The 22,721-nt window shown below is 59.7% G+C and carries 22 protein-coding genes, 1 tRNA gene and 1 pseudogene; 14 read left to right on the forward strand and 10 right to left on the reverse strand.

What is annotated here, in order from left to right; all coding sequences use genetic code 11:
* Window positions 1–2 precede the first annotated feature (2 nt).
* Window positions 3–752 (reverse strand): DsbA family protein, encoded by a 750-nt coding sequence (locus OKC29_RS11235; RefSeq protein WP_073349160.1) that lies wholly within the window; start codon window positions 750–752, stop codon window positions 3–5.
* A gap of 198 nt (window positions 753–950) precedes the next feature.
* Here OKC29_RS11235 and OKC29_RS11240 point away from each other — a divergent pair.
* The 10 genes and pseudogenes from OKC29_RS11240 to OKC29_RS11285 all read left to right on the forward strand — a co-directional run bounded on the left by OKC29_RS11240 (window position 951) and on the right by OKC29_RS11285 (window position 10,546).
* Window positions 951–1,038, forward strand: a tRNA-Ser gene (locus OKC29_RS11240).
* A gap of 549 nt (window positions 1,039–1,587) precedes the next feature.
* Window positions 1,588–2,358 carry a LuxR family transcriptional regulator gene (locus tag OKC29_RS11245; protein WP_162275626.1) on the forward strand — a complete coding sequence of 257 codons (771 nt, stop codon included), beginning with the start codon at window positions 1,588–1,590 and terminating at the stop codon, window positions 2,356–2,358.
* A gap of 230 nt (window positions 2,359–2,588) precedes the next feature.
* On the forward strand, window positions 2,589–3,107 hold the full coding sequence (gene hcp1, locus OKC29_RS11250) for a type VI secretion system effector Hcp1 (RefSeq protein ID WP_011705044.1): 519 nt from the start codon (window positions 2,589–2,591) through the stop codon (window positions 3,105–3,107).
* Between the two features lie 186 nt (window positions 3,108–3,293).
* Window positions 3,294–3,581: a hypothetical protein gene (locus OKC29_RS11255; RefSeq protein ID WP_073349164.1), complete on the forward strand. Its 288-nt coding sequence runs from the start codon at window positions 3,294–3,296 to the stop codon at window positions 3,579–3,581.
* Window positions 3,582–3,591: 10 nt separating this feature from the next.
* Window positions 3,592–5,634 carry a type VI secretion system Vgr family protein gene (locus OKC29_RS11260; protein WP_073349166.1) on the forward strand — a complete coding sequence of 681 codons (2,043 nt, stop codon included), beginning with the start codon at window positions 3,592–3,594 and terminating at the stop codon, window positions 5,632–5,634.
* Window positions 5,631–6,425, forward strand: coding sequence for a DUF4123 domain-containing protein (locus OKC29_RS11265; RefSeq protein ID WP_073349168.1), 795 nt, complete (start codon window positions 5,631–5,633; stop codon window positions 6,423–6,425). Before OKC29_RS11260 ends, OKC29_RS11265 begins: the two co-directional genes overlap by 4 nt.
* Window positions 6,425–8,401 carry a T6SS phospholipase effector Tle1-like catalytic domain-containing protein gene (locus OKC29_RS11270; RefSeq protein ID WP_073349170.1) on the forward strand — a complete coding sequence of 659 codons (1,977 nt, stop codon included), beginning with the start codon at window positions 6,425–6,427 and terminating at the stop codon, window positions 8,399–8,401. Before OKC29_RS11265 ends, OKC29_RS11270 begins: the two co-directional genes overlap by 1 nt.
* Window positions 8,401–9,105 carry a DUF2931 family protein gene (locus OKC29_RS11275; RefSeq protein WP_073349172.1) on the forward strand — a complete coding sequence of 235 codons (705 nt, stop codon included), beginning with the start codon at window positions 8,401–8,403 and terminating at the stop codon, window positions 9,103–9,105. The genes OKC29_RS11270 and OKC29_RS11275 overlap by 1 nt, the downstream gene beginning before the upstream one ends.
* Window positions 9,106–9,113: 8 nt before the next feature.
* Window positions 9,114–9,818 carry a DUF2931 family protein gene (locus tag OKC29_RS11280; protein ID WP_073349174.1) on the forward strand — a complete coding sequence of 235 codons (705 nt, stop codon included), beginning with the start codon at window positions 9,114–9,116 and terminating at the stop codon, window positions 9,816–9,818.
* Window positions 9,815–10,546, forward strand: a pseudogene (locus OKC29_RS11285) (DUF2931 family protein). The gene OKC29_RS11280 and the pseudogene OKC29_RS11285 overlap by 4 nt, the downstream one beginning before the upstream one ends.
* A gap of 127 nt (window positions 10,547–10,673) precedes the next feature.
* Here OKC29_RS11285 and OKC29_RS11290 read toward each other — a convergent pair.
* On the reverse strand, window positions 10,674–11,558 hold the full coding sequence (locus tag OKC29_RS11290) for a LysR family transcriptional regulator (RefSeq protein ID WP_011705050.1): 885 nt from the start codon (window positions 11,556–11,558) through the stop codon (window positions 10,674–10,676).
* 109 nt (window positions 11,559–11,667) lie between these two features.
* On the opposite strand from OKC29_RS11290, the gene budA reads away from it, so the two are divergent.
* Both budA and alsS read left to right on the forward strand, forming a co-directional pair.
* Window positions 11,668–12,447, forward strand: a complete 780-nt coding sequence (gene budA / locus OKC29_RS11295) for an acetolactate decarboxylase (RefSeq protein ID WP_073349176.1) — start codon at window positions 11,668–11,670, stop codon at window positions 12,445–12,447.
* A 27-nt stretch (window positions 12,448–12,474) separates the two neighbouring features.
* Window positions 12,475–14,145 carry an acetolactate synthase AlsS gene (gene alsS, locus OKC29_RS11300; RefSeq protein ID WP_073349178.1) on the forward strand — a complete coding sequence of 557 codons (1,671 nt, stop codon included), beginning with the start codon at window positions 12,475–12,477 and terminating at the stop codon, window positions 14,143–14,145.
* Between the two features lie 100 nt (window positions 14,146–14,245).
* On the opposite strand, the gene OKC29_RS11305 is transcribed toward alsS, so the two are convergent.
* Together OKC29_RS11305 and OKC29_RS11310 are read right to left on the reverse strand one after the other, a co-directional pair.
* Window positions 14,246–14,821, reverse strand: coding sequence for a DJ-1 family glyoxalase III (locus OKC29_RS11305; RefSeq protein WP_073349181.1), 576 nt, complete (start codon window positions 14,819–14,821; stop codon window positions 14,246–14,248).
* A 33-nt stretch (window positions 14,822–14,854) separates the two neighbouring features.
* Window positions 14,855–15,802 carry a ketopantoate reductase family protein gene (locus tag OKC29_RS11310; protein WP_073349183.1) on the reverse strand — a complete coding sequence of 316 codons (948 nt, stop codon included), beginning with the start codon at window positions 15,800–15,802 and terminating at the stop codon, window positions 14,855–14,857.
* 357 nt (window positions 15,803–16,159) lie between these two features.
* On the opposite strand from OKC29_RS11310, the gene OKC29_RS11315 reads away from it, so the two are divergent.
* Window positions 16,160–16,642, forward strand: a complete 483-nt coding sequence (locus tag OKC29_RS11315) for a YajQ family cyclic di-GMP-binding protein (RefSeq protein ID WP_016349839.1) — start codon at window positions 16,160–16,162, stop codon at window positions 16,640–16,642.
* A 102-nt stretch (window positions 16,643–16,744) separates the two neighbouring features.
* On the opposite strand, the gene OKC29_RS11320 is transcribed toward OKC29_RS11315, so the two are convergent.
* The 6 genes from OKC29_RS11320 to OKC29_RS11345 all read right to left on the reverse strand — a co-directional run bounded on the left by OKC29_RS11320 (window position 16,745) and on the right by OKC29_RS11345 (window position 21,961).
* On the reverse strand, window positions 16,745–17,587 hold the full coding sequence (locus OKC29_RS11320; RefSeq protein ID WP_011705056.1) for a nucleoside-specific channel-forming Tsx family protein: 843 nt from the start codon (window positions 17,585–17,587) through the stop codon (window positions 16,745–16,747).
* Window positions 17,588–17,743: 156 nt separating this feature from the next.
* On the reverse strand, window positions 17,744–19,123 hold the full coding sequence (locus OKC29_RS11325) for an AmpG family muropeptide MFS transporter (protein ID WP_073349185.1): 1,380 nt from the start codon (window positions 19,121–19,123) through the stop codon (window positions 17,744–17,746).
* Window positions 19,124–19,208: 85 nt separating this feature from the next.
* Complete coding sequence (locus OKC29_RS11330; protein ID WP_073349187.1) at window positions 19,209–19,538, reverse strand: hypothetical protein; 330 nt, start codon at window positions 19,536–19,538, stop codon at window positions 19,209–19,211.
* Window positions 19,539–19,654: 116 nt separating this feature from the next.
* Complete coding sequence (locus OKC29_RS11335) at window positions 19,655–20,206, reverse strand: peptidylprolyl isomerase (protein WP_005303575.1); 552 nt, start codon at window positions 20,204–20,206, stop codon at window positions 19,655–19,657.
* 15 nt (window positions 20,207–20,221) lie between these two features.
* Window positions 20,222–20,794: a YajG family lipoprotein gene (locus OKC29_RS11340; RefSeq protein ID WP_011705058.1), complete on the reverse strand. Its 573-nt coding sequence runs from the start codon at window positions 20,792–20,794 to the stop codon at window positions 20,222–20,224.
* Between the two features lie 24 nt (window positions 20,795–20,818).
* Window positions 20,819–21,961, reverse strand: a complete 1,143-nt coding sequence (locus OKC29_RS11345) for a methyltransferase (RefSeq protein WP_073349189.1) — start codon at window positions 21,959–21,961, stop codon at window positions 20,819–20,821.
* Window positions 21,962–22,167: 206 nt separating this feature from the next.
* Between OKC29_RS11345 and OKC29_RS11350 the strand changes: the two genes are divergently transcribed.
* Window positions 22,168–22,476, forward strand: a complete 309-nt coding sequence (locus OKC29_RS11350; RefSeq protein WP_011705060.1) for a BolA family protein — start codon at window positions 22,168–22,170, stop codon at window positions 22,474–22,476.
* The last annotated feature ends 245 nt before the right edge of the window (window positions 22,477–22,721 follow it).

A 22,721-nucleotide genomic window follows, 5' to 3' on the forward strand; every position in this document is an offset into this window, starting at 1 on the left:
GATTACTGAATGCTCTTGCCGGCGCGCACATCCTTGATGAAACCTTTCAGGCTGGCCAGATCACGGGGGGCGCCGCGCAGGATCTGATCGCCTATGATGAAGGCCGGTGTGCCCGAGATGCTCATGGCTTCGGCCAGCGCCCGGTTGGTGCCGAGATTCTGATCGATGCTGCCATCCTTGATCTTGGCTTCAACCTTGCTCCAGTTGACGCCGGCTGCTTCTGCCAGCTGCTTCACCTGTGCCTCGTCGGCCAGCGGGCCCTGATGGGCGTAGAGCTTCTCGTGGAAGGCCTGGTACTTGTCGGGCTGACCCAGCTGTACCGCCAGGGCGGCGCGGGCGGCGAAGTAGGAGGTCTCGCTCAGGATCGGGAACTGCTTGTAGATGTAACGAATGTCCTTGTCTTCCGCCAGCAGCTGCTTGATCAGCGGGTGGGCGCGTTTGCAGTAGCCGCAGTTGTAGTCGAAGAACTCGACCACGGTCAGGCTGCCCTTGGGATTGCCGCTCTCCGGATCCTGGTTGCTATAGAGCTGCTTGGCGTGTGCCTTGATCAAGGTCTTGTCGCTGGCGGCCTGCTGGCTCTCCTGCTTGGCGCGCAGGGCGTTGGACATCTCGACCAGAATTTCCGGGTTCTTGACCAGATAGTCGCGCACTATCTGTTCCACGTCGCTCTTGGTCAGTTCGCTTGCCTGAACCGGCGCCGCAAGCAGGGTGGCACCCGTCAGGGCGCAAAGCAGGGCATGTTTGATTTTCATAAGTCCATCTTGCTGGGGATTTCGTGATGCTGACTATAGTGGGTGAGTCTGTTTTCAAGTCAAGTTATCTGGTTGAAAAAGCGCTGGTTATGCTCAAATTGGCGGCTTTGTGCGTCATTTAGCCCAATAAATCGGCAAACGAGCGGCGAGGGGATTTACAAGGGCGATCGCCATGGGTAATATTCGCCGCACTGTCGCGGAGGGGTGGCAGAGCGGCTGAATGCACCGGTCTTGAAAACCGGCGATGGGCGACCATCCGTGGGTTCAAATCCCACCTCCTCCGCCATTTATTCAGCCAGAAAGGCCATCCGAAAGGATGGCCTTTTTGCGTTTAAATTCCTTCTTTTATTCTGCCTGTGATCGGGCAAGCCATCTTTATCCACGTATATTCCGACGCTTGGCTAAGGCTTGCTGTCTTCCCGCCTGTTTTGCTCAGTGTTCACTGTCAGCCCATCACCGGACAACCAAGTGCATTGATCATCTCCTTCGGCCCTGATCTTCGTGCAGGTCGGTGGCTATCTCATCAGCAACAACTTGGGCACCTTCTGTTGTGTTATGCAGGAAGGTGCAGTGGGTTGTTGACCACCGGTGAGGGGGAGAGCCATGGCAAATGTTGCAATGCTTAACATCTGTAGGGGGCACGACTGGTCGATGGTGGAACGCTTGAGGTTTTCTGTAGCATTTCATTACAAAAATTACGGTTCGATAGCATAAAGTGTGGGAGAGTTCTGATTTTCCTATGTGCCTGAGTGTGCCATCTGTTGACGCTTGTTAACATTCAGCATGTTTCCATGTTTGGCTAGCCTACCTTGTGCACAATCCTCATGCCCCAGAGATGAATACCCTGCACGCGCTGGATCTCATCGGCCAGTTCGAGACGGCCGCTGACGAGCGCACCATAGTGACCCTGCTGCGCGAACTGAGCGGACGCATGGGATTCGACTATTTTCGCCTGGCCCTGATCTTCCCCAGTACCATCCAGCGTCCGGACGTCATCATCTTCAACGGCTGTCCGCAGGCCTGGGTTGATACCTATACCAGCAGCGGCTTCTTTGCCATCGATCCCATCGTCAAATGTGCTATGACCAAGAGCACTCCTATTCTATGGGCCGATGTGGTGAACGATGAGGCGCGTTGTGATGAGCAGGGCCGGGAGATGATGCAACTGGCCAGCGAGTACGGCATTTGCGACGGCATCACCCTGCCTTGGCACGGTGCCAACGGTCATGTCGGCTTGCTCTCTTTTATCACCAGTACGCCTCGCACCCGACAGCAATGGCTCTCTGCGGTGCCCTTTATCAGCTGGCTCTCCATGCATATTTTTGAGGCGGTGGCCCGTGTCTGTCTGGCGGGTCTGTCACCGCACGATGCGCTGAGTTTGCGGGAGCTGGAGGTGTGTCGCTGGGCGGCGGAGGGCAAGCAGGTGAGTGATATTGCCCAGATCCTGGGGATCACTCCCCGTACCGTGACGTTTCATCTGAACAATGTGGTCAGCAAGCTGGGGGCCAGCAGCAAGAGCCAGGCCATTTCATGGGCATTGAAGCAGGGGATGGTCAGGTTGAACGTGGAGATGGCGTTGGTTGCCAATGTGGATGAAAAGCAGTGATTATGTTTGTTGCAAGCAACTTGTTGCGTAGGTAGCGAGATGTTCCACTGCGTGTGCAATAACTAATGGTGCAATAGTCTGCTGGTTGCAACTTTTTGCGCCATGTATCCGGCAGGATGGTTTGCCTATTTATTAAGTCTTTGAAAAATAACTATAAAAAAGAGTGGCATGGTCGCTGCTAACTGGTTCGGTCGAGTGTCATTACCGTTCAACCAATCAGGAGCATACACATGCCAACTCCATGTTATATCAGCATCGAAGGTAAAACCCAGGGCAATATCACCGCTGGTGCCTTCACTTCCGATTCCGTCGGCAATATTTTCGTGCAAGGTCACGAAGACGAGATGCTGGTACAAGAGTTCCAGCACGTCGTGACCGTGCCGACTGACCCGCAATCCGGTCAGCCTGCAGGTCAGCGTGTCCACAAGCCGTTCAAGTTCACCGTTGCGCTGAACAAGGCCGTGCCGCTGATGTACAACTCGCTGGCGTCCGGCGAAATGCTGCCGAAAGTGACCTTGAAGTGGTACCGCACCTCCGTAGAGGGCAAGCAGGAGCACTTCTTCTCTACCGTGCTGACCGATGCCACCATCGTCGACATCGACTGCCAGATGCCGCATTGCCAGGATCCGGCGAAGTCTGACTTCACCCAGCTGATCCAGGTCTCTCTGGCCTATCGCAAGATCAACTGGGAGCATACCGTTGCCGGTACTTCCGGTGCAGACGACTGGCGCGCGCCGATCGAGGCCTGATCCTCGATCTCTTATTGCCGTTATTCCTTGTAGTGCACCCCATGGCCTGACGATGGCAGTGTCAGCTGTCGTCAGGCCCGTGCAAGCTTTCTCCGACCTGTTCAGCTGGATGCGGTCGGAGCTTTTGTGTTTTGCCATATGGCTGCGAGGCGACCTTATTGCAAAGCACAACAGAGGCCAGTCGTCATGTGTTCCACCATTGCATCGTCCGGTGATGTGCTCATCGAGCGCGACGGGTTTTTTCCATCTCCCGTGATTTCAGTCAGCTCTGAGCGTTCCCTCGGTGGCAAATTGGCGTCCCGGCAGGACGAGCCGCTGGCCCCTTACGATAAATCCGACAAACCCCTCCGTCCGCGCAGCACCTCTGGTCGCCAGCGTACTTTGCGGTGTGGCGGCCAACCCATCACTGCGATTGGTACCGCCGTCGGCTGCGGCGGTGTGGTGATGGGGTCAGGCAGCGGACAGGCAGGTTAAGGAGGGCTTTATGGTAGACAGTACAGGATTACAATTTACCGTCAAGGTGGGGGCCCTGCCCGAGAGCACCTTCGTGGTGGCCGAGTTTACGCTGGATGAAGCGCTCAACCGGCCATTCAACCTGCGCCTTGAGCTGGCGAGTGCCCAGCCCGACATCGACTTTGGCGCCGTGCTGGACCAGCCGTGCGAGCTGCTGGTGTGGTACAACAGCGAACTGCAGCGCCGGGTGTGCGGAGTGGTCAGTGACTTCGCGCAGGGTGACAGCGGCTTTCGCCGCACCCGCTATCAGCTCATGGTGCAGCCGGCGCTGTGGCGACTCTCTTTGCGCCAGAACGCCCGCATCTTCCAGGCGCAAAAGCCCGATGAAATCCTCTCAATCTTGCTGCAGGAGCACGGCATCACCGACTACGCCTTTGCCCTGAAAAACGAGCACGCCAAGCGGGAGTACTGCGTTCAGTACCTGGAAACCGACCTCGATTTCGTGAACCGGCTTGCCGCCGAAGAGGGGATGTTCTACTTCCACGAGTTTGAAGCGGGCAAGCACCGCATCGTGTTTGCCGACGACGCGGCCGCTCTGACTGCCGGCCCCGAGCTCTTCTTCAACCTCGGTAACCGTTCGCTGGAGCAGGGGCCCTATGTGCGCCAGTTCCACTACCGCGAGGCGGTGCGCCCATCGGATGTGGAGCTCAAGGACTACAGCTTCAAAACCCCGGCTTATGGCCTCTCCCACAAAAAGCAGGGTGCAGAGCTCGAACATCAGCGCGATACCTACCAGCACTTCGACTACCCAGGCCGCTACAAGCAGGACCCGAGCGGCAAGGCCTTTGCCCAACATCGGCTGGATGCGCTGCGCAATGACGCAGTGGCGGGCCAGGCTAAGTCCAACTGCGCGGCTTTGCTGCCGGGCCAGACGTTTTCACTCACTGAACATCCGAACGGCAGCCTCAACACCGACTGGCAAATCGTGCGTATCCAGCACACCGGTGAGCAACCGCAGGCGCTGGAAGAGGAAGGGGGCAGCGGCCCCACCGTCTACCACAACGAATTCGGGGTGGTGAAAGCCAGCACCACCTGGCGGGTGCGCATCGGCAGCCCCGAGGCCCCTCACAAGCCGATGGTGGATGGCCCGCAAATCGCCATCGTGGTGGGCCCCGAAGGGGAGGAGATTTACTGCGACGAGCACGGCCGGGTCAAGCTGCAGTTCCCGTGGGACCGCTATGGCAGCTCCAATGACCAGAGCTCCTGCTGGGTGCGAGTCTCGCAAGGATGGGCCGGCGGCCAGTACGGCATGATGGCCATCCCGCGCATCGGCCACGAGGTCATCGTCTCATTCCTGGAAGGGGACCCCGACCAGCCCATTGTGACCGGTCGCACCTTCCACGCCACCAACCGACCGCCGTACGAGTTGCCGGCCAACAAGACCCGCACCGTGCTGCGCACCGAAACCCATCAGGGGGAGGGTTTCAACGAGCTGCGCTTTGAAGATCAGGTAGGCAAGGAAGAGATTTATATCCACGGTCAGAAAGACCTGAACGTGCTTATCGAAAATGATGCCGCCTGGCACATCAAGCACGACGAACACAGAGACATCGACAATGAGCGGGTGACCCGTATCAAGGCCAATGACCACCTGACGGTAGAGGGTGAGAAGCGCGACCAGATAAAAGCCGACTACTCCCTCACCGTGGATGCCAGCATGCATCAGAAGCTGGGCCAATCCCTGCTGGTGGAGGCGGGAAGCGAGGTTCACCACAAGGCGGGCATGAAGATCGTGATGGAGGCCGGTGCTGAGCTGACCCTCAAGGTCGGCGGCAGCTTTGTGAAGCTGGATGCCGGTGGCGTCACGCTAAGTGGTGGCTCCATCAAGATGAACTCTGGCGGCAGTCCAGGCTCAGGCTCCGGTTGGGCGGGTGAGATGCCCGGCTTGCCGGGGGCAGTGAAGGTACCGCCCGCACCACCAGCCACTATCCCGGGGAGCGCGATTCAAAAGAGCGTGGAGTCCATGGCCCCGCTGGTGAAGCCCTGCCCCTTCGCCCAGGGAGGTAAGGCATGACCTTTCAAGAGTGGTGCAGCCAACATCCCGGCCCACTGTTTGCCATCGTCGATGCTGCGCTCGATACCACCGCCGTGGCGGACTACTGCAACCATGGTGGCGCGAACGCTATTCCCTTGTTTGCCGGTACGGCGTTTGCGGACCAAGCCGAACAAGGCCCCTGGCTACTGCCCGACCCTGCTCCCGAGTTTATGGCTGCTCACCCGCAACTGGGCGGCGTATATGTCGCGAGCGATGCCTCTGTCGACGTTGTCCAGCAGCACTGGCAAAACCTGATAGAGGTAGCCTTCGAAGGGGAAGTGATGTGGCTGCGCTATGCCGATAATCGGGTCTTTCCCAAGATGCTGGCCACCATGAGCCAGCAGGAACTCGATGATGTCCTGGGGCCCTGCTCAAGCCTGTGGGCCAACGACAGTGTCTGGCAGCGCACGCCGGATACCGAATTTACTCCCCGCCAAGCCCCCTGGTTTCGCATTCAGCCTCACCACCTGACGCCGCTCTATGACGAAAACCGTCACGCCTACATCCTCTCTCGCCACTTCTGGCAACGGATGGAGGAGATGATGGCGCGTCATCCCAATCCGGAAGCCGCCATTACCACCGTCCTCAAGCAGGCCAATCAAGCTGGGCTGACAGGCGACGTCCTGGATGGCGTGGTAGCTGGCGCTCTCACGCTACAGGCAAGCATGGCGCTGGATGCCATCAGAGCGCCGTTGATGCTGACCGACGACGAAATGGCTCAGGTGAATAACTGGCTGAACAAACACCCTGAATTGATAGGAGCCAGCTAATGGCGATTTCTCCCTACTGCATCCCCTGTGAGAAGAACAACTGCTGGATTGAGATAGACGTTCGAGATGAACAGAACCGCTCGTTCAAGGGGCAAAAAGCCACCTTGACCGATGCCAGTGGCACCAGCAAAACCGTGACCCTGAAAGATGGTCCAACCCTGGTACAAGGCTTTGCGGTGGGGCCGGTGACCGTCAAGCTGGAGACCCAACCCTGGCTTAAAGCAGCCCAATCCCGTGAAGCCCTCAAAAAGGGCGAGGCCAGTCAGGTTCCCGCCTACACAGAGAAGTTTTGGGGGCACTGTGGCGTGAAGCGCGAGCATGTCAAAGTGACCACCGGCGACCTCTGCCTCACTGACCCAGAACAGCCGCTACCGGAAGGACATAAAGCCGGGCAGGCCCAGCCGTCGCAGGAAGGACATAAAGCCGGGCAGGCCCAGCCGCAGCGCTTTATCACCAAGCACTCCTACGTGATTGAGGTGAAGGGATATCAGCTCACCACCCTGCGCATCGGGGTGTTTTTTGATGGCACCTCCAACAACACCTTCAATCATGAAAAGGGGAAAAATGCACTGGAGGCGGCACTGGCCAAGTGCAGCCCGCAAGAGCAGGTGGCGTTACTGGAGCAATGCTTTGAGGGAACGCTGCCGGGTGGCCTCAATAACAGCGAGAAAAACGACGTCACCAATATTGGCAAGGCCAGTGACTTATATTTGCTCAGTGACAAAGCACCATTGTTGAGCATCCCTGTATATGTCGAAGGTATTGGCACAGCCAAAGGGCAGGATGACACCAAGGCTGGGGCGGGGGCCGACAAGGGCGAGACCTCCAGCACCTCGCGGGTTGAGCAGGCGTGCCGCACCCAGATCGTGGCGAAGATAAAAGAACAACTGAGTGAAATTCTGCCCAGTATCGAGTGCATCCACAAGGTCGAGTTCGATGTGTTTGGTTTTAGCCGGGGGGCCTCAGCCGCCCGCCAGTTTGTCAACCGCATCGACCAGAAGGGGGACCACCCCTTGGTGGAGGCGATGACCACTGCCCCCGATATCCCCCTGAAAGCGGGCTTTGACTGGAGCAGCCGCGACGATGTGCGAATCCAGTTTGTCGGGCTGTTTGATACTGTGGTCAGCTCCTATCTGTGGGGCAAACGCAGTGTGACGCTGGCCCCTGACTGCGCCGAGCGGGTGGTGCATATTATCGCGGCCGATGAGTGGCGCTATCACTTTGACCTGACCCGGATTAAGAATATGGCCAGCGACCTGCCCGCCTCCTTTACCGAAGTGATCATCCCCGGTGCTCACTCCGATATTGGCGGTGGTTATTACAGTCGTTGGAGTCTACGTGATCCCAACTACGCGTCCCCCGTCATCAATGAAACCAAGGTGATCGCCACCTTCAAGTCAACCGAATCGCGCTACAGCACGGCAAAAGACTCACATGCATATAGCCAGGCAACCGCCTATGCCAAAATGCGCGCAGCGCAGGGGTGGGCGAAGGGCGTTGAGCTGATCTCCTCCTATAACAACACAACGGTATCGGGCTACCTCAATGTGCGCCCCCAACGACTAGGAACCGTGAGCAAAGATGCGTCAGAGCAGGAAGTGAAGGTAGATGTGGTGCTGCACCGGGTGGTGGAGGGGGAGTATTCACGCATTCCGCTCCATATGATGGTGGAAGCAGCACGGGATGCCGGTGTACCGTTCGACATATGGGATCCGACAGATAATAGCCTGAGGATGGATAGCGCCCTTTCATACCCCACCTTGAACCTGGCCGCGCTTGATACACGTTGGGTCGATGCTGCCAAACGGCGCGGAGAGGTGATTGATTTGACTCGCACCCTCTCGCCACAGGAGTATCAAGCTCTGCGGCTCGGTTATTTGCACTACAGCGCAGATACCGGGATGGTCAATAAACCCAATCGGGTTGGCGACCAAGAGGTGCGCCAAGTCACAGACAATCAAAAAGGAGGTTATTAATGCGCAGGATCCTGTTGCTGCTACTGTTACCATTCGTCACCGCCTGCCAGGCCGCCCCCTCAGCACCCCACGACCTGGATTGGGGGCATATGGTGGGCACCAATGCTGATCAGATCTGGGTGACAGAGGTGCACTTTTATCGTCAGGGCGAGTTGGTGGATGCCTCAACCAATGGGGCTATCAGGTCAGTTAGCGACCAATCTCTCAAAGGGAAAGATTATCGCTGGAGCATAGGCAAGGGCCGCCGTGATATTCACCCTGCTCCCGATCGGGTTGAGGTGGAATGGGTGTCGTATCACGACAAGAAACGCTATCGCATCAGCCTTGACTTACCCGCCGCGCAGCTGGAAAGGATGATAGCGCAGCGTTACCGGGTCAAAGTAGGCAAGGAGTGGCGCGAAGAGCGCCGCGATAATATTGGGTTGGGCATGGCAACCGGCGGCTATGTCGAGGCGTTTTTGAGAGACCCTCGTGTTACCCCCGATATCCTGCTGGCCAGAGGGATAGCAAAAGAGGTAACGGATGAGCGAGATGAGAAACGTTTCCCCATCTCCAGCCAATATGAGAATCGTTGGGCAGACTTTGATGCAAAGTACAACCAAGCCTATCAACAGTATCCAGTTCCCAGTGGTATGGCCTGGGCCCCGATCATGGACGCTTACCGTGCCGCACAGCCCAAAACAGATACTGACCCGGTCCAATGATGACCTCCATGCGCTGGGTTCTCTTATTACTGCTATTGCCGTTAGTCGCAGTCTGCCAGGCCGCCCCCTCCGCGCCCCATGATCTCGATTGGCGACATATGGTGGGCTCTAATGCGGATCAGATCTGGGTGATGGAGGTGCATTTTTATCGTCAGGGTGAGCTGGTGGATGCCTCAACCAATGGCGCTGCCAGCCGAGTGGATAATGAATCACTGCGTGAAAAAGATTATCGCTGGCTGATCACGGCTGGCCGCCGTGATATTCATCCCGCCCCTGACCGGGTTGAGGTGGAATGGGTGTCATATCACGACAAGAAACGCTATCGCATCAGCCTTGACTTACCCGCCGCGCAGTTGGAAAGGATGATAGCGCAGCGTTACCGGGTAAAAGTAGGCAAGGAGTGGCGCGAAGAGCGCCGCGATAATATTGGATTGGGTATGGCAACCGGCGGCTATGTCGAGGCGTTTTTGACCGACGTCAGAGTCACCCCCGATATTCTGCTGGCCCGAGGGATAGCAAAAGAGGTGACGGATGATCCCTATGCTCAACGTTTTCCCCTTTCCAGCCAATTTGAGAATCGTTGGGCTGACTTTGATGCAAAGTACAACCAAACCTATCAACAATACCCAGTTCCCAGTGGTATGGCTTGGGCTCCCATCATGGATGCCTATCGTGCCGCGCAACCCAAGACGGATACTGACCCCGTGCAATGATGACTTGTACGCGCTGGATACTCTTATTGCTGCTGTTGCCGTTAGTCACATCTTGCCAAGCAGCCCCCACAGGCCCCAAACAACTGGACTGGCGCCATATGGTGGGCACCAATGCTGATCAGATCTGGGTGACAGAGGTGCACTTTTATCGTCAGGGCGAGTTGGTGGATGCCTCAATCAATGGGGCTATCAGGTCAGTTAGCGACCAATCTCTCAAAGGGAAAGATTATCGCTGGAGCATAGGCAAGGGCCGCCGTGATATTCACCCAGCTCCCGATCGGGTTGAGGTGGAATGGGTGTCGTATCACGACAAGAAACGCTATCGCATCAGCCTTGACTTACCCGCCGCGCAGCTGGAAAGGATGATTGCGCAGCGTTACCGGGTCAAAGTAGGCAAGGAGTGGCTCGAAGAGCGCCGCGATAATATTGGGTTGGGCATGGCAACCGGGGGCTATGTCGAGGCCTTTTTGAGAGACCCTCGTGTTACCCCCGATACCTTGCTAGCGAGGGATCGCAAAAGAGGTAACGGATGATCCCTATGATCAACGTTTCCCCCTCTCCAGCCAGTTTGAAAACTCTTGGGCTGACTTTGATGCAAAGTACAACCAAACCTATCAACAATACCCAGTTCCCAGTTCCCAGTTCCCAGTGGCATGGCTTGGGCTCCCATCATGGATGCCTACCGTGCTGCCCAACCCGTCACCGATGTGAATCCTGTGGCTGAATAACGATTCTGTTTCATCTAAACCGGTGATAAAGGTGAGTTGAATTACTCAGCAGGCCAATATTTTTTCGCGAAATAATACGGTGCCAAAACCCTATCAGCTTATGCCGATGGGGGTTTTTGTTTGTCTTTCAATGATGGCCGGGGATCAGCCCAATCAGATGCTGCAGGCTTTTCTGACGGGGATGCCGGCGGGTGGCGAGGCTGATGCGGGTGGTGAGCGGCTCGGTGGCAATGGGGTGATAGCTGACGCCGTGGGGGTGCAGCTCGCTGACCGAGCGCGGGATGATGGCGACCCCGAAACCGGCCTGCACCATGCCGACGGTGGAGATCACCTGCGGGCTTTGACTGCCGAGGCGGGGGCTGAAGCCGGCCCGTTGGCAGCGCTGGGTGATGGCGTCGTGCAGCCCGGGCCCGAGCTCGCGGGGGAACAGGATGAAGGGATCCTGCGCCAACGCCTCGATGGGGATGGCGCCACTGCCGGCCAGCGGATGGTGCGGGGGGAGGGCGATCAACATCTCCTCCTCGTCGATCAGGTGGTGGGCCAGCGCCGAGCTGCTGCTGCAGGGCAGGCGCAGGATGGCGGCATCCAGCTCCTCGCTCACCAGATCGCGCACCAGATTGGGCATGCTGTTCTCGATGGGGTGCAGGCTGACCTCCGGCCAGGCCTGACGAAAGTCGTGGATGAGTTGCAACACGCTCGGGTGCAGCACGGTGGAGCCGGCAAAGCCGAGGCGCAGCGAGCCCAGCTGGCCACGAGCGATACGCCTGGCCTTCTGCATGGCCTGCTCGGTCTGCGCCAGTATCCCCTTGGCATCCTGATAGAGGCTCAGCCCCGCCTCGGTCAGCTCCACGCTGCGGGTCAGCCGATGAAACAGCGGCGTGCCCACCTCCTGTTCGAATTTGCGGATCTGCTGGCTGAGCGGCGGCTGGGCCATGCCCAACGCCTCGGCGGCGCGGGTAAAGCTCTGTTTGTCTGCCACGGCCACCAGGTAGCGCAGGTAACGGAATTCCATATCTGGTACGTCTCGAAGCTGATGGGTTTGGATATTGGTATCAAACTGTGATCTTGGTCACTATTGAATCCTGATTTGCCAACCTAACAGGATTGGAGGTGAAATCCAAATGGAAACCAATTCGTCATGTGACTGCGCCATCGAGATAAGCCAGCAGTTTGCCCGTTGGCAGGCTCGCCAGGGGGGCGGCGAGGTCTACCAGAGCTCCCTGATGAGTGCCCTGCTGGCGGGGGTGTACGAGGGAGAGACCACCATGGCCGACCTGCTGCGCCACGGTGACTTCGGCCTCGGGACCTTCAACCGGCTCGACGGCGAGCTGATTGCCTTCGAGCGCCAGATCCACCAGCTCAAGGCTGACGGCTCGGCCCGTCCGGCCAAGGCCGAGCAGAAGACCCCGTTTGCGGTGATGACCCACTTTCGCCCCTGCCTGCAGCGCCGCTTCGATCACCCCCTGAGCCGCGAGGAGATCCACCAGTGGGTGGATCGGTTGGTGGGCACCGACAACGTCTTCGTCGCCTTTCGGCTCGACGGCCTGTTCGAACAGGCGCAGGTGCGCACCGTCCCCTGTCAGAGTCCCCCCTACAAGCCCATGCTGGAGGCCATCGAGGCCCAGCCGCTGTTCTCGTTCAGCCAGCGGCGCGGCACCCTGGTCGGTTTTCGTTGCCCGCCCTTCGTGCAGGGGATCAACGTGGCCGGTTATCACGAGCACTTCATCACCGAGGATCGCCGGGGGGGCGGCCACATCCTCGACTACGCCATGGGCCACGGCCAATTGCAGCTGTCGGTGGTGCAACACCTCAACATCGAGCTGCCCCGCAATCCGGCCTTTCAGCAGGCCGATCTCAATCCCGCCGATCTGGACCGCGCCATCCGCGCCGCCGAAGGCTGAGCCCTTCGCTTAACAAGGAGTGACATCATGGAAAATCAACACTGGGCCTGTGGGGCCGAACTGGTGGTGCGCCATCTGGAGGCGCAAGGGGTCAAGCAGGTATTCGGCATTCCCGGGGCCAAGATCGACAGGGTATTCGATGCGCTGGAGGATTCCCCCATCGAAACCATAGTGGTGCGTCACGAAGCGAATGCCGCCTTCATGGCCGCTGCCGTCGGCCGGCTGACCGGCAAGGCCGGGGTGGCGCTGGTGACCTCGGGGCCGGGCTGCGCCAACCTCATCACCGGTCTTGCCACCGCCACCTCGGAAGGGGATGCCATGGTGGCGCTGGGCGGAGCCGTGCGGCGGGCTGACGGCCTCAAGCTGACCCACCAGAGCCTGGATACCGTCAGCCTGTGCCGGCCGGTCACCAAGTTCAGCGCCCAGGTGGGCACCGGCTCTGCACTCTCCGAGGTGATGGCCAACGCCTTTCGCAGCGCCGAGCTGGGGCGGCCCGGGGCGGCCTTCGTCAGCCTGCCGATGGACATCATCAACGAGCCGGCCGATGGCGCCATTCTGGTGCCGAGCGCCATCCCGGAGCCGGGAGCGGCCGACGAGCGCGGCATCGATCGGGCGCTGAGCCTGCTGGCGCAGGCCCGCAAGCCGGTGGTGCTGCTTGGTCTTCTGGCCAGCCGGCCGGAGAACTCCCTCGCGGTGCGCGCCTTCCTCGACAAGAGCCGGCTGCCGGTGACGGGCACCTATCAGGCGGCCGGGGTGGTGGATACCCACCATTTCGATGACTTCGCCGGACGGGTGGGGCTGTTCAACAACCAGCCGGGGGACAAGCTGCTGCAGGATGCGGATCTGGTGGTCTGCATCGGCTATAGCCCCATCGAATACGATCCCGTACTGTGGAACGGCACCGGCGAGCGCCAGCTGCTGCACATCGATGCGCTGCCGGCGGAGATCGACAGCAGTTACTGCCCGGCGGTGGAGCTGGTGGGCTCCATCAGCGCCAACCTGGCGCGGCTGACCCGGATGCTGCACCAGCCGCTGGCGCGAGATCCGGCCATTACCGCGCTGCTCGGCGAGATCCGTGCCCAGCGCCATCAGCTCGCCGAACATGCCGGCCGGCTGGGGGGCACCCCCATTCATCCGCTGCGCATCGTCAAGGAGCTGCAGGACATCATCGGGCAGGACATGACCCTGTGCGTGGACATGGGCAGCTTCCACATCTGGATTGCCCGCTACCTCTACAGCTTCCGGGCTCGCCAGGTGCTCATCTCCAACGGCCAGCAGACCATGGGGGTGGCGCTGCCCTGGGCCATCGGGGCCGCCATGGTGCGGCCGGGGGAGAAGATCATCTCGGTGTCCGGTGATGGCAGCTTCATGCAGTCGAGCATGGAGCTGGAGACCGCGGTGCGGCTCAAGTCCAACATAGTGCACATCATCTGGGTCGATAACGGCTACAACATGGTGGCGATGCAGGAGGAGAAAAAGTACTGCCGCAGCTCCGGAGTGAGTTTCGGTCCCATCAACTTCAAGGCCTATGCCGAGTCGTTCGGGGCAGCCGGGTTTGCCGTCACCTGTGCCGAGGATCTGCGGCCCACCTTGCGCGCCGCCATGGCGGTGAGCGGGCCGGCGGTGGTGGCCATCCCGGTGGATTACAGCGACAACCACCTGCTGATGGAGCAGCTCAGACCTGAAATGCTCAGTTGAGCCGGGTCTGAATCGGCGGGCTGCGAAGCGGCCCGCCCAACGCAGAGCGCCCCTTGCCAATCGGCAAGGGGCGCTCTGTCATTGCGAAAGGAAGAGTCCCTCAGGGCATGAGTGAGGGGGGCAACACCATGGGGCCGGCCACCGCACGGGCGGCTTCGTCGCCGCGCAGCACCCGCACCAGCTCGAGAGCGAACTCGATGGCGGTGCCCGGCCCCTGGCTGGTGATCAGGCGATGGGCCTCATCGGTCACCACCCGCGCGGTGCTGAGCTGCGCCGCAGGGAGGCGGGCCTGAAAGCCGGGATGGCAGGTGGCGCTGGCATCCCCCAGCAGATCGTGATGCAGCAGCACCACGGCAGGGGCAGCGCAGATGGCTGCCCGCCAGCGCTGCGCTGCCGCCTGCGCCTTGAGCAGGGCGATGGCGCGCGGCGTATCGCGGATAACCTCGCTGCCGGGCAGGCCGCCCGGCACGACGATGGCCTCGAACTCCTGGTCAGCCAGCTCGTCGAGGTGACAATCCGCCACCAGCTGCACCCCGCGGGAGGCGCGGATCTGGCGCTGCCCGGCCGGGCAGCAGGAGGCCAGCACCACCTCGATGGCCCCGCGCATCAGGGTATCGACGATGGCGACCGTCTCGATCTCTTCTGACCCGGGGGCCACCAATACCAGTACGCTCATCCGTTGCTCCTTGCGTTGGCGAGCCCGCCGGGCTCACTGCTTCTCTTTGATGGCCTGATAGAGACCTTGATTGACCGGCACCGCGATGCCGTGGCAAGCGGCCCGGGCCAGCAGGAAGCCGGTGATGGCCTCGATCTCGGTCTCGCGCCCCTGTTCCATGTCCTGATACATGGAAGAGTAATTGTCGGCGGTGAGCTCCACCACCGTCATGACCCGGCGCAGCAGCTCGTCGCTGCCGGTTGGTTGGCCTTCGGCCTGCATCACGTCCGCCACTTCCACGCAAATCTGCTGCAGGGCATCGGCAAAGCGCGGACCGGCCAGCTCGCCATTCTTGAGCTTGTAGAGTGCGGTGAGCGGGTTGATGGCGCAGTTGACCGCCAGCTTCTGCCACTGGCGTGCCTGGATCTGTTCATCCCAGCCGGCCTGGCCGAGGGCGGACGCCAGATCGTCAGCCAGGGCGGCGTGGGCTCTGGCCGCCTCGTTGACCGGGCCGAGCCAGGTTTCGCCCTTGCCGGTATGGCGGAACACGAAGTGGCCGCTCTGCATGGCGCCATGGCTGGTGACGCCGGCGATGATCGGATTGTGCGGGAACAGGGTGACTACCTGCTCGGCGATCCCCATGCCGTTGTGCAGCAGCACGATGGGTACGTCGGTCGCCAGCTGGCCCACCAGCGGCGTCAGCGCCTCGATGACCTGGCCAGCCTTGGTCATCACCAGCAGCCGTTTGACTTGGCCGGGCTGGCTGATGAAACCGCGCTCGATGTTGATGAGCTGGGTGTGGCCTTCCAGCGAGGTGAAGTCGATGCCGGGGTGCAGGGTGGAGCGGTGGCGCTCGCGCAGCAAGACGCGAGTGGCCTGGCCGCTTTGAGTCAACAGGGAGGCGAACACGCCGCCCAGGGCGCCGCAGCCCAGCAGGGTCCATTGGGGGGAGGAGGTGTGTCGACTTTGTGTCAGGTTGTAATCGCGTGATCCGCTTGGCATGGAGAGACTCAATCAAGGTAGGGGCTGCATTCCAGTCAACCGCCTGCCGGGGATAAGTGAAGATGTCGCCTGGCGGACACCAGAAACGAGTTCATCATCTTGCTGCGAGGTCGTGATCAAGGTTTGTATGAGACTTGCTTATAGGCAACCGGCAGCTGATGTATTCATATACACGCCGGTTCCTGCGCTGCACTTTACCTTCTGGACGACCTCTCGCGGCAGATCCTGAACAGGTTCTAACGGGTCTCGCCATTCCTGTGCGCAGGGGATTCTAGCAGAGCAGCCCCATCGAAATCAGCAAATTTGCCGTAATTCTGGTAGATTTGCCCCCTTATAGCGCAACATGAGGAGCCCACTATGCCGTCATTCGATATTGTCTCTGAAGTCAAAATGAACGAGGTGTTGAACGCCGTCGACAACGCCAATCGTGAACTGGCGACCCGTTTCGATTTTCGTGGTGTCGAAGCCAGCTTCGAATTGAACAAGGAAGAGGTCAAGCTGGAGGCCGATGCCGATTTCCAGCTCAAGCAGATGGTCGAGATCCTGCGCGCTGCCCTGCTCAAGCGCAACATCGAGAACAGCTCCATGGACGTGGGTGACAGCGTTCACTCCGGCAAGCGCTTCCACCTGACCGTGAAGTTCAAGCAGGGTATCGACAAAGAGATCGCCAAGAAGCTGGTTAAGCTGATCAAGGATTCCAAGATCAAGGTACAGGCCGCCATTCAGGGTGACGAAGTGCGCGTCACCGGCAAGAAGCGTGACGATCTGCAGGAGACCATGGCCCTGGTGCGTGGCGCCGAGCTGGGTCAGCCGATGCAGTTCCAGAATTTCCGCGACTGATAATGGCCGGGGGAGGGCATGGCTCTCCCCTGTTGCCGGCCGCAAGCCATAAAAAAACCGGAGCAGCTGCTCCGGTTTTTTGTATCCCTGATACCCGTTCGATTAGAACTTGTAGGTAACGGAGAAGTAGTGGCTGAAGCCAGAGCTCTTCCACGGGGTACCGTCGTAGGCAGTGGAGCCATCTTTGGTGCCGTAGGCATCCATGAAGTACTTCAGGCCGTAACCGACGGCGTAGCGATCGGAGTGCCAGTAGATACCGTGGAAGGTAGCCAGGTTGTCGCTGGTACGGTCAGCACGGTTGTGGGTGTCCAGATCGAAGGCGTAGTCCAGGTAGCCCTGGTAGGAGACGAAGCTGCCGTTGCTGAAGGTGTAGAAAGGCTTGAACCAGTTCATGGCGAACCAGTAACCGTTCCACTCACCCTCTTCTTCGGTGAAGAACTGGTTTTCGGTAGCGTGGCGAGCATACAGGTTCATGCCCACTTTGCCGAACCAAGGCACTTGTACATCAGCACCCAGACCGATCATGTTCTCCATCTGGTTGTCGCCGATGTTGTTCAGGGAGGCGATGTAGACCTCTTGCACCGGACCAAAGGAGAGATCTTTACCAGTCAGCGCATCCAGAGACATACGCGGCGCAAACTTCATGAACAGGTTCTGACCCTTGTGCTTGTCGCTGTGACGGGAGTCGAAGATATCGAAGACGTCGACGTAACCGTACAGGTCAAACAGGCCGGAGCGACCACCGAATTCCATTTCGAAGTAGGTGTCGTTGTAATCTTCAGCACCAGTGGTGAAAGGACGTTGGTCGATGGTGTGCATGACGTTGAACTGCATCCACTTGTAGTCATTCTTGTGGATGTCACCGCTGTAGTCAGCAGCGAAGGCCGGGGTAGCGGCGGCAGCCAGCAGACCGGCAGCGATCAGAGTCTTGGTAAATTTGGCCATTTTATTGGTCTCTTGTGCGTTAGTTGAGGTTTTCCGTAGCCTGCCCACAAGGAGCGGAAGGGATTCTAGCCAAATAAATTCATCGGAGAAACCAGCATCGGGGAACTTTATTCGGAAGTGTGAATCTAATCACCCCCAATTTTACGCAAACGCTTGCTATTTATCCGATTCCGATAACAAGTGTCTTCCTCGTTTGGCAACCAGCACGATCAGGATCAGCACCGGAATACCGAGCAGGCTGGTGCTGATGAAGAAGCTGCTGTAGCCGAACTGTTCGACGAAACGACCGGAAAAACCCGCCAGCAGCTTGGGCAGCAGCAGCATGACCGAGCTGAACAGGGCGTACTGGGTGGCGGAGAAGGCCACGTTGGTCAGGCTCGACAGATAGGTCACGAAGGCGGCCGTGGCGATGCCGGCACTGAGGTTGTCCAGCGAGATGATCAGGGTCAGCAGTTCCAGGTTGTGGCCCACTTCGTTGAGCAGGGCGAACAGCAGGTTGGTGCTGGCGGTGAGCAGGGCGCCGAGGAACAGAATGCGCAGGGTGCCAAAGCGCATCACCAGCACACCACCCAATGCGGCTCCCACCAGGGTCATGATGACCCCGTACACCTTGGTGATGGTGGCCACCTCGGTCTTGCTGAACTGCATGTCCACGTAGAAGCTGTTGGACATCACCCCCATCACCACGTCCGAGATGCGATAACAGGCGATGAGCCCGAGGATCAGCAGGGCCGAGCCGCCGTAGCGGCGGAAGAAGTCGGCAAACGGGCACCAGATGGCTTCGTGGCTCCAGGCGCCGAGCCCGGCCAGCGAAACGGGCCAGCCACGGGCGAGCAACAAGGCCTTGTGGGCCGCCTGCTGCTCATTCTGGCTGGCAAGGTCGATCACCGGTTCATGACAACAGAGGGTGGTGATGACGCCGAGGGACATCAATCCCGCCATCAGCAGATAGGTGAGTCGCCAGCCGTTGTAGTCATAACCGCTGTTGCTGCCGAGCCAGGCGGCCAGCGCCAGTGCGCCGGCGCCGGCCATGATCATCGCCAGCCGGTAACCGGTCATGTAGGAGGCCGCCATGGCCGCCTGCAGCCGCTCGGGGGCCGACTCGATGCGGTAGGCGTCGATGACGATGTCCTGAGTGGCGGAGGCAAACGCCACCAGCAGGGCGAACAGGGCCAGCTGGGCGAGCTGGGTCTTGGGATCGCAGAAGGCCATGCCCACCAGCGAGGCGGCGATCAGCAACTGGGAGAACAGCATCCAGCTGCGGCGCCGGCCCAGCCAGCGAGAGAGCAGCGGGAGCGGCAGCCGATCCACCAGCGGTGACCACAGCCACTTGAAGCCGTAGGCCAGCGCCACCCAGCTCATGTAGCCGATGTCGGTCAGGCTGACATCCGCTTCGCGCAGCCAGAACGACAGGGTGCCGAACACCAGCAGCAGCGGCAGGCCGGAAGAGAATCCCATGGCAAACAGGATGAGAACCCGAGTCTCAAGGTAGACGGCGAGCGAGTCTCGCCAGCTCGGTGTACGGACAGTGTTCAAATACCTGGCTCCTCTGGGAAAATTGCGCCATTTTGTCAGGTTCGAGAGGGATAGCCAAGGCAAGCCGGGGGTGGCGTTGTGCGATTCAGGGGCGCAGACCGATGCAGTGGCGCGGCAGCGGCCCGTCCGTGGTCAGGTAATTGGCGCACTCCATCAGCTGCAGGCGCAGCCAGACGTCGGCGATGATCTGCTGTTCATCCCATTGATGCAGGCTGTGCAGCAGGTGCCAGAATACCCCCTCCTGCTCGGAGGCGGGGGCCTTGTCTGCGGGAACCTGGGGCAGATCCTGCCAGCGGGACAACAGCTGCCAGCTCAGATCTTCGAGCTGTTGATAGGGGATCTCTCGTGCCAGAAAGTGACGAACCGTCTGGGCCAGCGGGATGGCGTGCTGGGCGATGTAATCATTGCAGGTCACCGGAACCTCCTTCTCCTCTATGTGGGCCTAGTCCCGAACATCGGGGCAAGGCCAGAGTATAGAAAGGGGCGCCGGCGACCCAGCGCGCGGGGTGGCGGAATGTGATCCGCTCCGCGTTATTTGTCTGCCAGCAGCACCACTTTCTTCAGGATGATGGGGCTGGTGGGAACGTCATTGGCACGCAGGATCGGGCTGTAACCGGTCTGCACCTGGGCCAGCTTGTCCAGCACCTCCATGCCCTGCACCACCTGGCCAAACACGGTATAACCGGCGCCGGCATTGGCGTTGAGGTTGTTGTTGTCGACCAGGTTGAAGTAGAACTGGCGAGTGGCACTGTCGACCGCCTGGGTGCGGGCCATGGCGATGCTGCCGCGCTTGTTGGGCAGGCCGCCCTTGGACTCGTTGACCACGGGGTCGAAGGTCGGCAGTTGCTGGAACTGCTGGTTGTAACCGCCCCCCTGCACCACGAAGTCCTGGATCACCCGGTGGAAGATGCTGCCGTCATAGCTGCCATCCGCCACGTAGCGCAGGAAGTTCTTCACCGTCTGCGGCGCCTGTTTGGACGCCAGTTCCACCACGATATTGCCGTGGTTGGTCTCCATCCTGACCTTGGGGCCGGCGAACGCCAGCGGGGCGATCAGCATGGCCAGTAACCAGAGTTTTTTCATCTATCCGCTCCTCGCTCAGCTCGGCTGACCCTTGAGATAACCGCGCAGGGCGTTGTCCGCCATGATCTGCTGCAGCAGGCTGCCCAACTGCTGGTTCAGGATGGATTCCAGCTCGGCCATGCTCGGCTCACCCGGGCCTTCTTTGCTGGAGGACATGTTGAACTGCTTGGTCAACTTGCTGCCCTGGAAATCGGCGATCACCTGCAGGCTGACGCGGGACTTGGTGACATAGGTGAAGGTCTTCTCTTCCACCGTGACCGCGGCGCTGGAGATGGCGAGGGTCAGGTTGGTAGTTCCGCTGTTGCCCACTTCCAGCCCCTGGCTGCGCAACCCTTCCGCCAGCTTTTCGGCCAGCAGGTTGTTGAGCGGCTGTTCGCTGTTGACCAGCACGGCAGCCTTCTCTTTCTTCTTGATGGAGAAGACGTAGGCGGCTTCACGCTTGTCCACCCCTTCCAGGGTGATGCGATTGCCGGAGTAGTACTGCTGATTGGAAGGGATCACCTGCGGGTTGAGCAGGGCGGTCTCCGGCCAGTGAGTCGCACAACCACCCAGCATCAGGGCGGCCAGCAGCAAGAGTGACTTTTTCATCATGGGTTTCCTTTAGCTTTCTGTTTAGCGTTTGATGGCTTTCAAAATAACGAATTTGCTGTTCGACGCAACGACTTGTGCGTTGGCAAACAGGCGCTTGAGCTTGTTGTGATAATCCAGGTGACGGTTGCCTACTATCCAGAGTTCGCCGCCCTTGGGCAACACCCGATGGGCATCGCTGAACATCTGCCAGGCGATATGATCGGTGATCGCCTGCAACTGGTGGAACGGCGGGTTGCAGAGGATCCGGTCGACCGAGCCGACCGCCACGCCGTCGAGACAGTTGTTGACCAAGAAGTGGGCACGGGGCAGGGCTGCCGGCAGATTGTGTTCGACGTTGAGCCGGGCCGAGGCGACCGCCATGTGGGACTCGTCGATGAAGGTCACCTCCACCTCGGCGTCCCGCGCCAGCAGGGAGAGCCCCAGCACGCCGTTGCCGCAACCCAGATCGATCACCTTGCGGGCGCTGTGGATCGGCAAGTTGTCCAGCATGAAGCGGGCGCCGATGTCCAGGCTGGTGCGTGAAAACACGTTGGCGTGGTTGTGGATGAGCATGTCGGTGCCCTCCAGCTGCCAGACCGTGGGAAAGGGATTGGCCAGCGCAGGCCGTTCGGCAGGCGTAGCCGCCGGGGTGCAGTGAATCAGGCGGGCCTTCTTCCAGGCCAGCGAGGTGCGGGTCGGCCCCAGGTATTTTTCAAACAGCGCCAGAGTGGAGCTGTGAATGTCTTTGGCCTTGCCGGCGGCGATGACGCGGGTAGCGGGGGTGGCCACCTGGCGCAGGGCCAGCAGTTGCTGCTCCAGCAGCGCCTGATACTTGGAGACCTTGATCACCACCAGCGCGGGGGCATCGGGCAGGGGGGTAAGTGCATCCTGCAGGTGGATGGCATGGGGATCCAGGCCGTTCTCGGCCAGATTGGCCAGGGTGGCCCGCTCGCTGATATGAGAGTCGGTCACGCTGACGGGAGCATGGCCGTGCAGATAGGCGGCCAGCGCGCCGAAGCCGTCATTCATGATGATGACCGGGCCGTCGCGCTCGAGAGGATCTTCGGCCAGGGTGTTGATCAGGTACTCGTCTGCGGCGTCCCAGGCCTGCAACGGATCCTGGAGCTGGCGTGGATAGCGATACAGGGTCAGGCGACAATGGGCCGTGTCGAGAAGGGTTTGCATAGGCGAAGTGTCCAGCTGATTCATGTAACGGGCGCCGACGGGGCGCAAAGTGGCGCTATTCTAGCGGGGGCGGAGAATTTCACCAGTCCCGGCCGCTGCGGCAGAACGGGAAAAGCGTGCCATTTTCCCGTTCTGGGTGATTTCGTCATACGGCTAACCCTGGCTACAATGGCCGGACATCCACTTTGGGAGTTTTGCTCGTGACCATGCAACAACAGATCGAGGCCAAGCTGGCCGCCGCCTTGTCCCCCAGCCATCTGGAAGTGATCAACGAAAGCTACATGCACCGGGTGGCGCCGGGCTCCGAGAGCCACTTCAAGGTGGTGGTGGTAAGCCAGGCGTTCGAAGGACAGCGGCTGCTGGGTCGTCATCGTCAGGTCAACGGGGTGCTGGCCGAAGAGTTGGCGGGGGCCATTCATGCATTGGCGCTGCATACCTATACCGAGCAGGAGTGGCAACAGCGGGAACAGGCTCCGACCACCCCCAGTTGCGTCAGCAAAAACGGCCTCTCCTAAGGCTATTGACGAATTGATTACTCAATCTGCGACCAGTTAACAATTCATAAACGTTTTTCGGTGGCGTCCCGGGCTGTGGAACGGGACGTCAACCTCCCGCCCTGACATCAAGATTTCTAATCTTTTTTTGAACATAAAATTCATTACCCATTTTTAGGTAATAATGGCTCATGTACAGGACCTTAAGCGGCGAGTCCATTTAAAACGCCTTCCAAGGTCCTGTTCTGTATCGACTTTCTCTGCTT

This window comes from Aeromonas sp. QDB34 (assembly GCF_027705405.1).
GTDB classification, from domain to species: Bacteria; Pseudomonadota; Gammaproteobacteria; order Enterobacterales; family Aeromonadaceae; genus Aeromonas; species Aeromonas hydrophila.

Coding starts and splice junctions, on each gene's coding strand:
- alsS (WP_073349178.1), top strand. CDS start 12,475: ATGGAAAATCAACACTGGGCCTGTGGGGCCGAACTGGTGGTGCGCCAT.
- OKC29_RS11315 (WP_016349839.1), top strand. CDS start 16,160: ATGCCGTCATTCGATATTGTCTCTGAAGTCAAAATGAACGAGGTGTTG.
- OKC29_RS11270 (WP_073349170.1), top strand. CDS start 6,425: ATGGCGATTTCTCCCTACTGCATCCCCTGTGAGAAGAACAACTGCTGG.
- hcp1 (WP_011705044.1), top strand. CDS start 2,589: ATGCCAACTCCATGTTATATCAGCATCGAAGGTAAAACCCAGGGCAAT.
- OKC29_RS11320 (WP_011705056.1), bottom strand. CDS start 17,587: ATGGCCAAATTTACCAAGACTCTGATCGCTGCCGGTCTGCTGGCTGCC.
- OKC29_RS11350 (WP_011705060.1), top strand. CDS start 22,168: ATGCAACAACAGATCGAGGCCAAGCTGGCCGCCGCCTTGTCCCCCAGC.
- OKC29_RS11255 (WP_073349164.1), top strand. CDS start 3,294: ATGTGTTCCACCATTGCATCGTCCGGTGATGTGCTCATCGAGCGCGAC.
- OKC29_RS11235 (WP_073349160.1), bottom strand. CDS start 752: ATGAAAATCAAACATGCCCTGCTTTGCGCCCTGACGGGTGCCACCCTG.
- OKC29_RS11290 (WP_011705050.1), bottom strand. CDS start 11,558: ATGGAATTCCGTTACCTGCGCTACCTGGTGGCCGTGGCAGACAAACAG.
- OKC29_RS11260 (WP_073349166.1), top strand. CDS start 3,592: ATGGTAGACAGTACAGGATTACAATTTACCGTCAAGGTGGGGGCCCTG.
- OKC29_RS11340 (WP_011705058.1), bottom strand. CDS start 20,794: ATGAAAAAGTCACTCTTGCTGCTGGCCGCCCTGATGCTGGGTGGTTGT.
- OKC29_RS11345 (WP_073349189.1), bottom strand. CDS start 21,961: ATGCAAACCCTTCTCGACACGGCCCATTGTCGCCTGACCCTGTATCGC.
- OKC29_RS11305 (WP_073349181.1), bottom strand. CDS start 14,821: ATGAGCGTACTGGTATTGGTGGCCCCCGGGTCAGAAGAGATCGAGACG.
- OKC29_RS11310 (WP_073349183.1), bottom strand. CDS start 15,802: ATGCCAAGCGGATCACGCGATTACAACCTGACACAAAGTCGACACACC.
- OKC29_RS11275 (WP_073349172.1), top strand. CDS start 8,401: ATGCGCAGGATCCTGTTGCTGCTACTGTTACCATTCGTCACCGCCTGC.
- OKC29_RS11335 (WP_005303575.1), bottom strand. CDS start 20,206: ATGAAAAAACTCTGGTTACTGGCCATGCTGATCGCCCCGCTGGCGTTC.
- budA (WP_073349176.1), top strand. CDS start 11,668: ATGGAAACCAATTCGTCATGTGACTGCGCCATCGAGATAAGCCAGCAG.
- OKC29_RS11265 (WP_073349168.1), top strand. CDS start 5,631: ATGACCTTTCAAGAGTGGTGCAGCCAACATCCCGGCCCACTGTTTGCC.
- OKC29_RS11280 (WP_073349174.1), top strand. CDS start 9,114: ATGCGCTGGGTTCTCTTATTACTGCTATTGCCGTTAGTCGCAGTCTGC.
- OKC29_RS11245 (WP_162275626.1), top strand. CDS start 1,588: ATGAATACCCTGCACGCGCTGGATCTCATCGGCCAGTTCGAGACGGCC.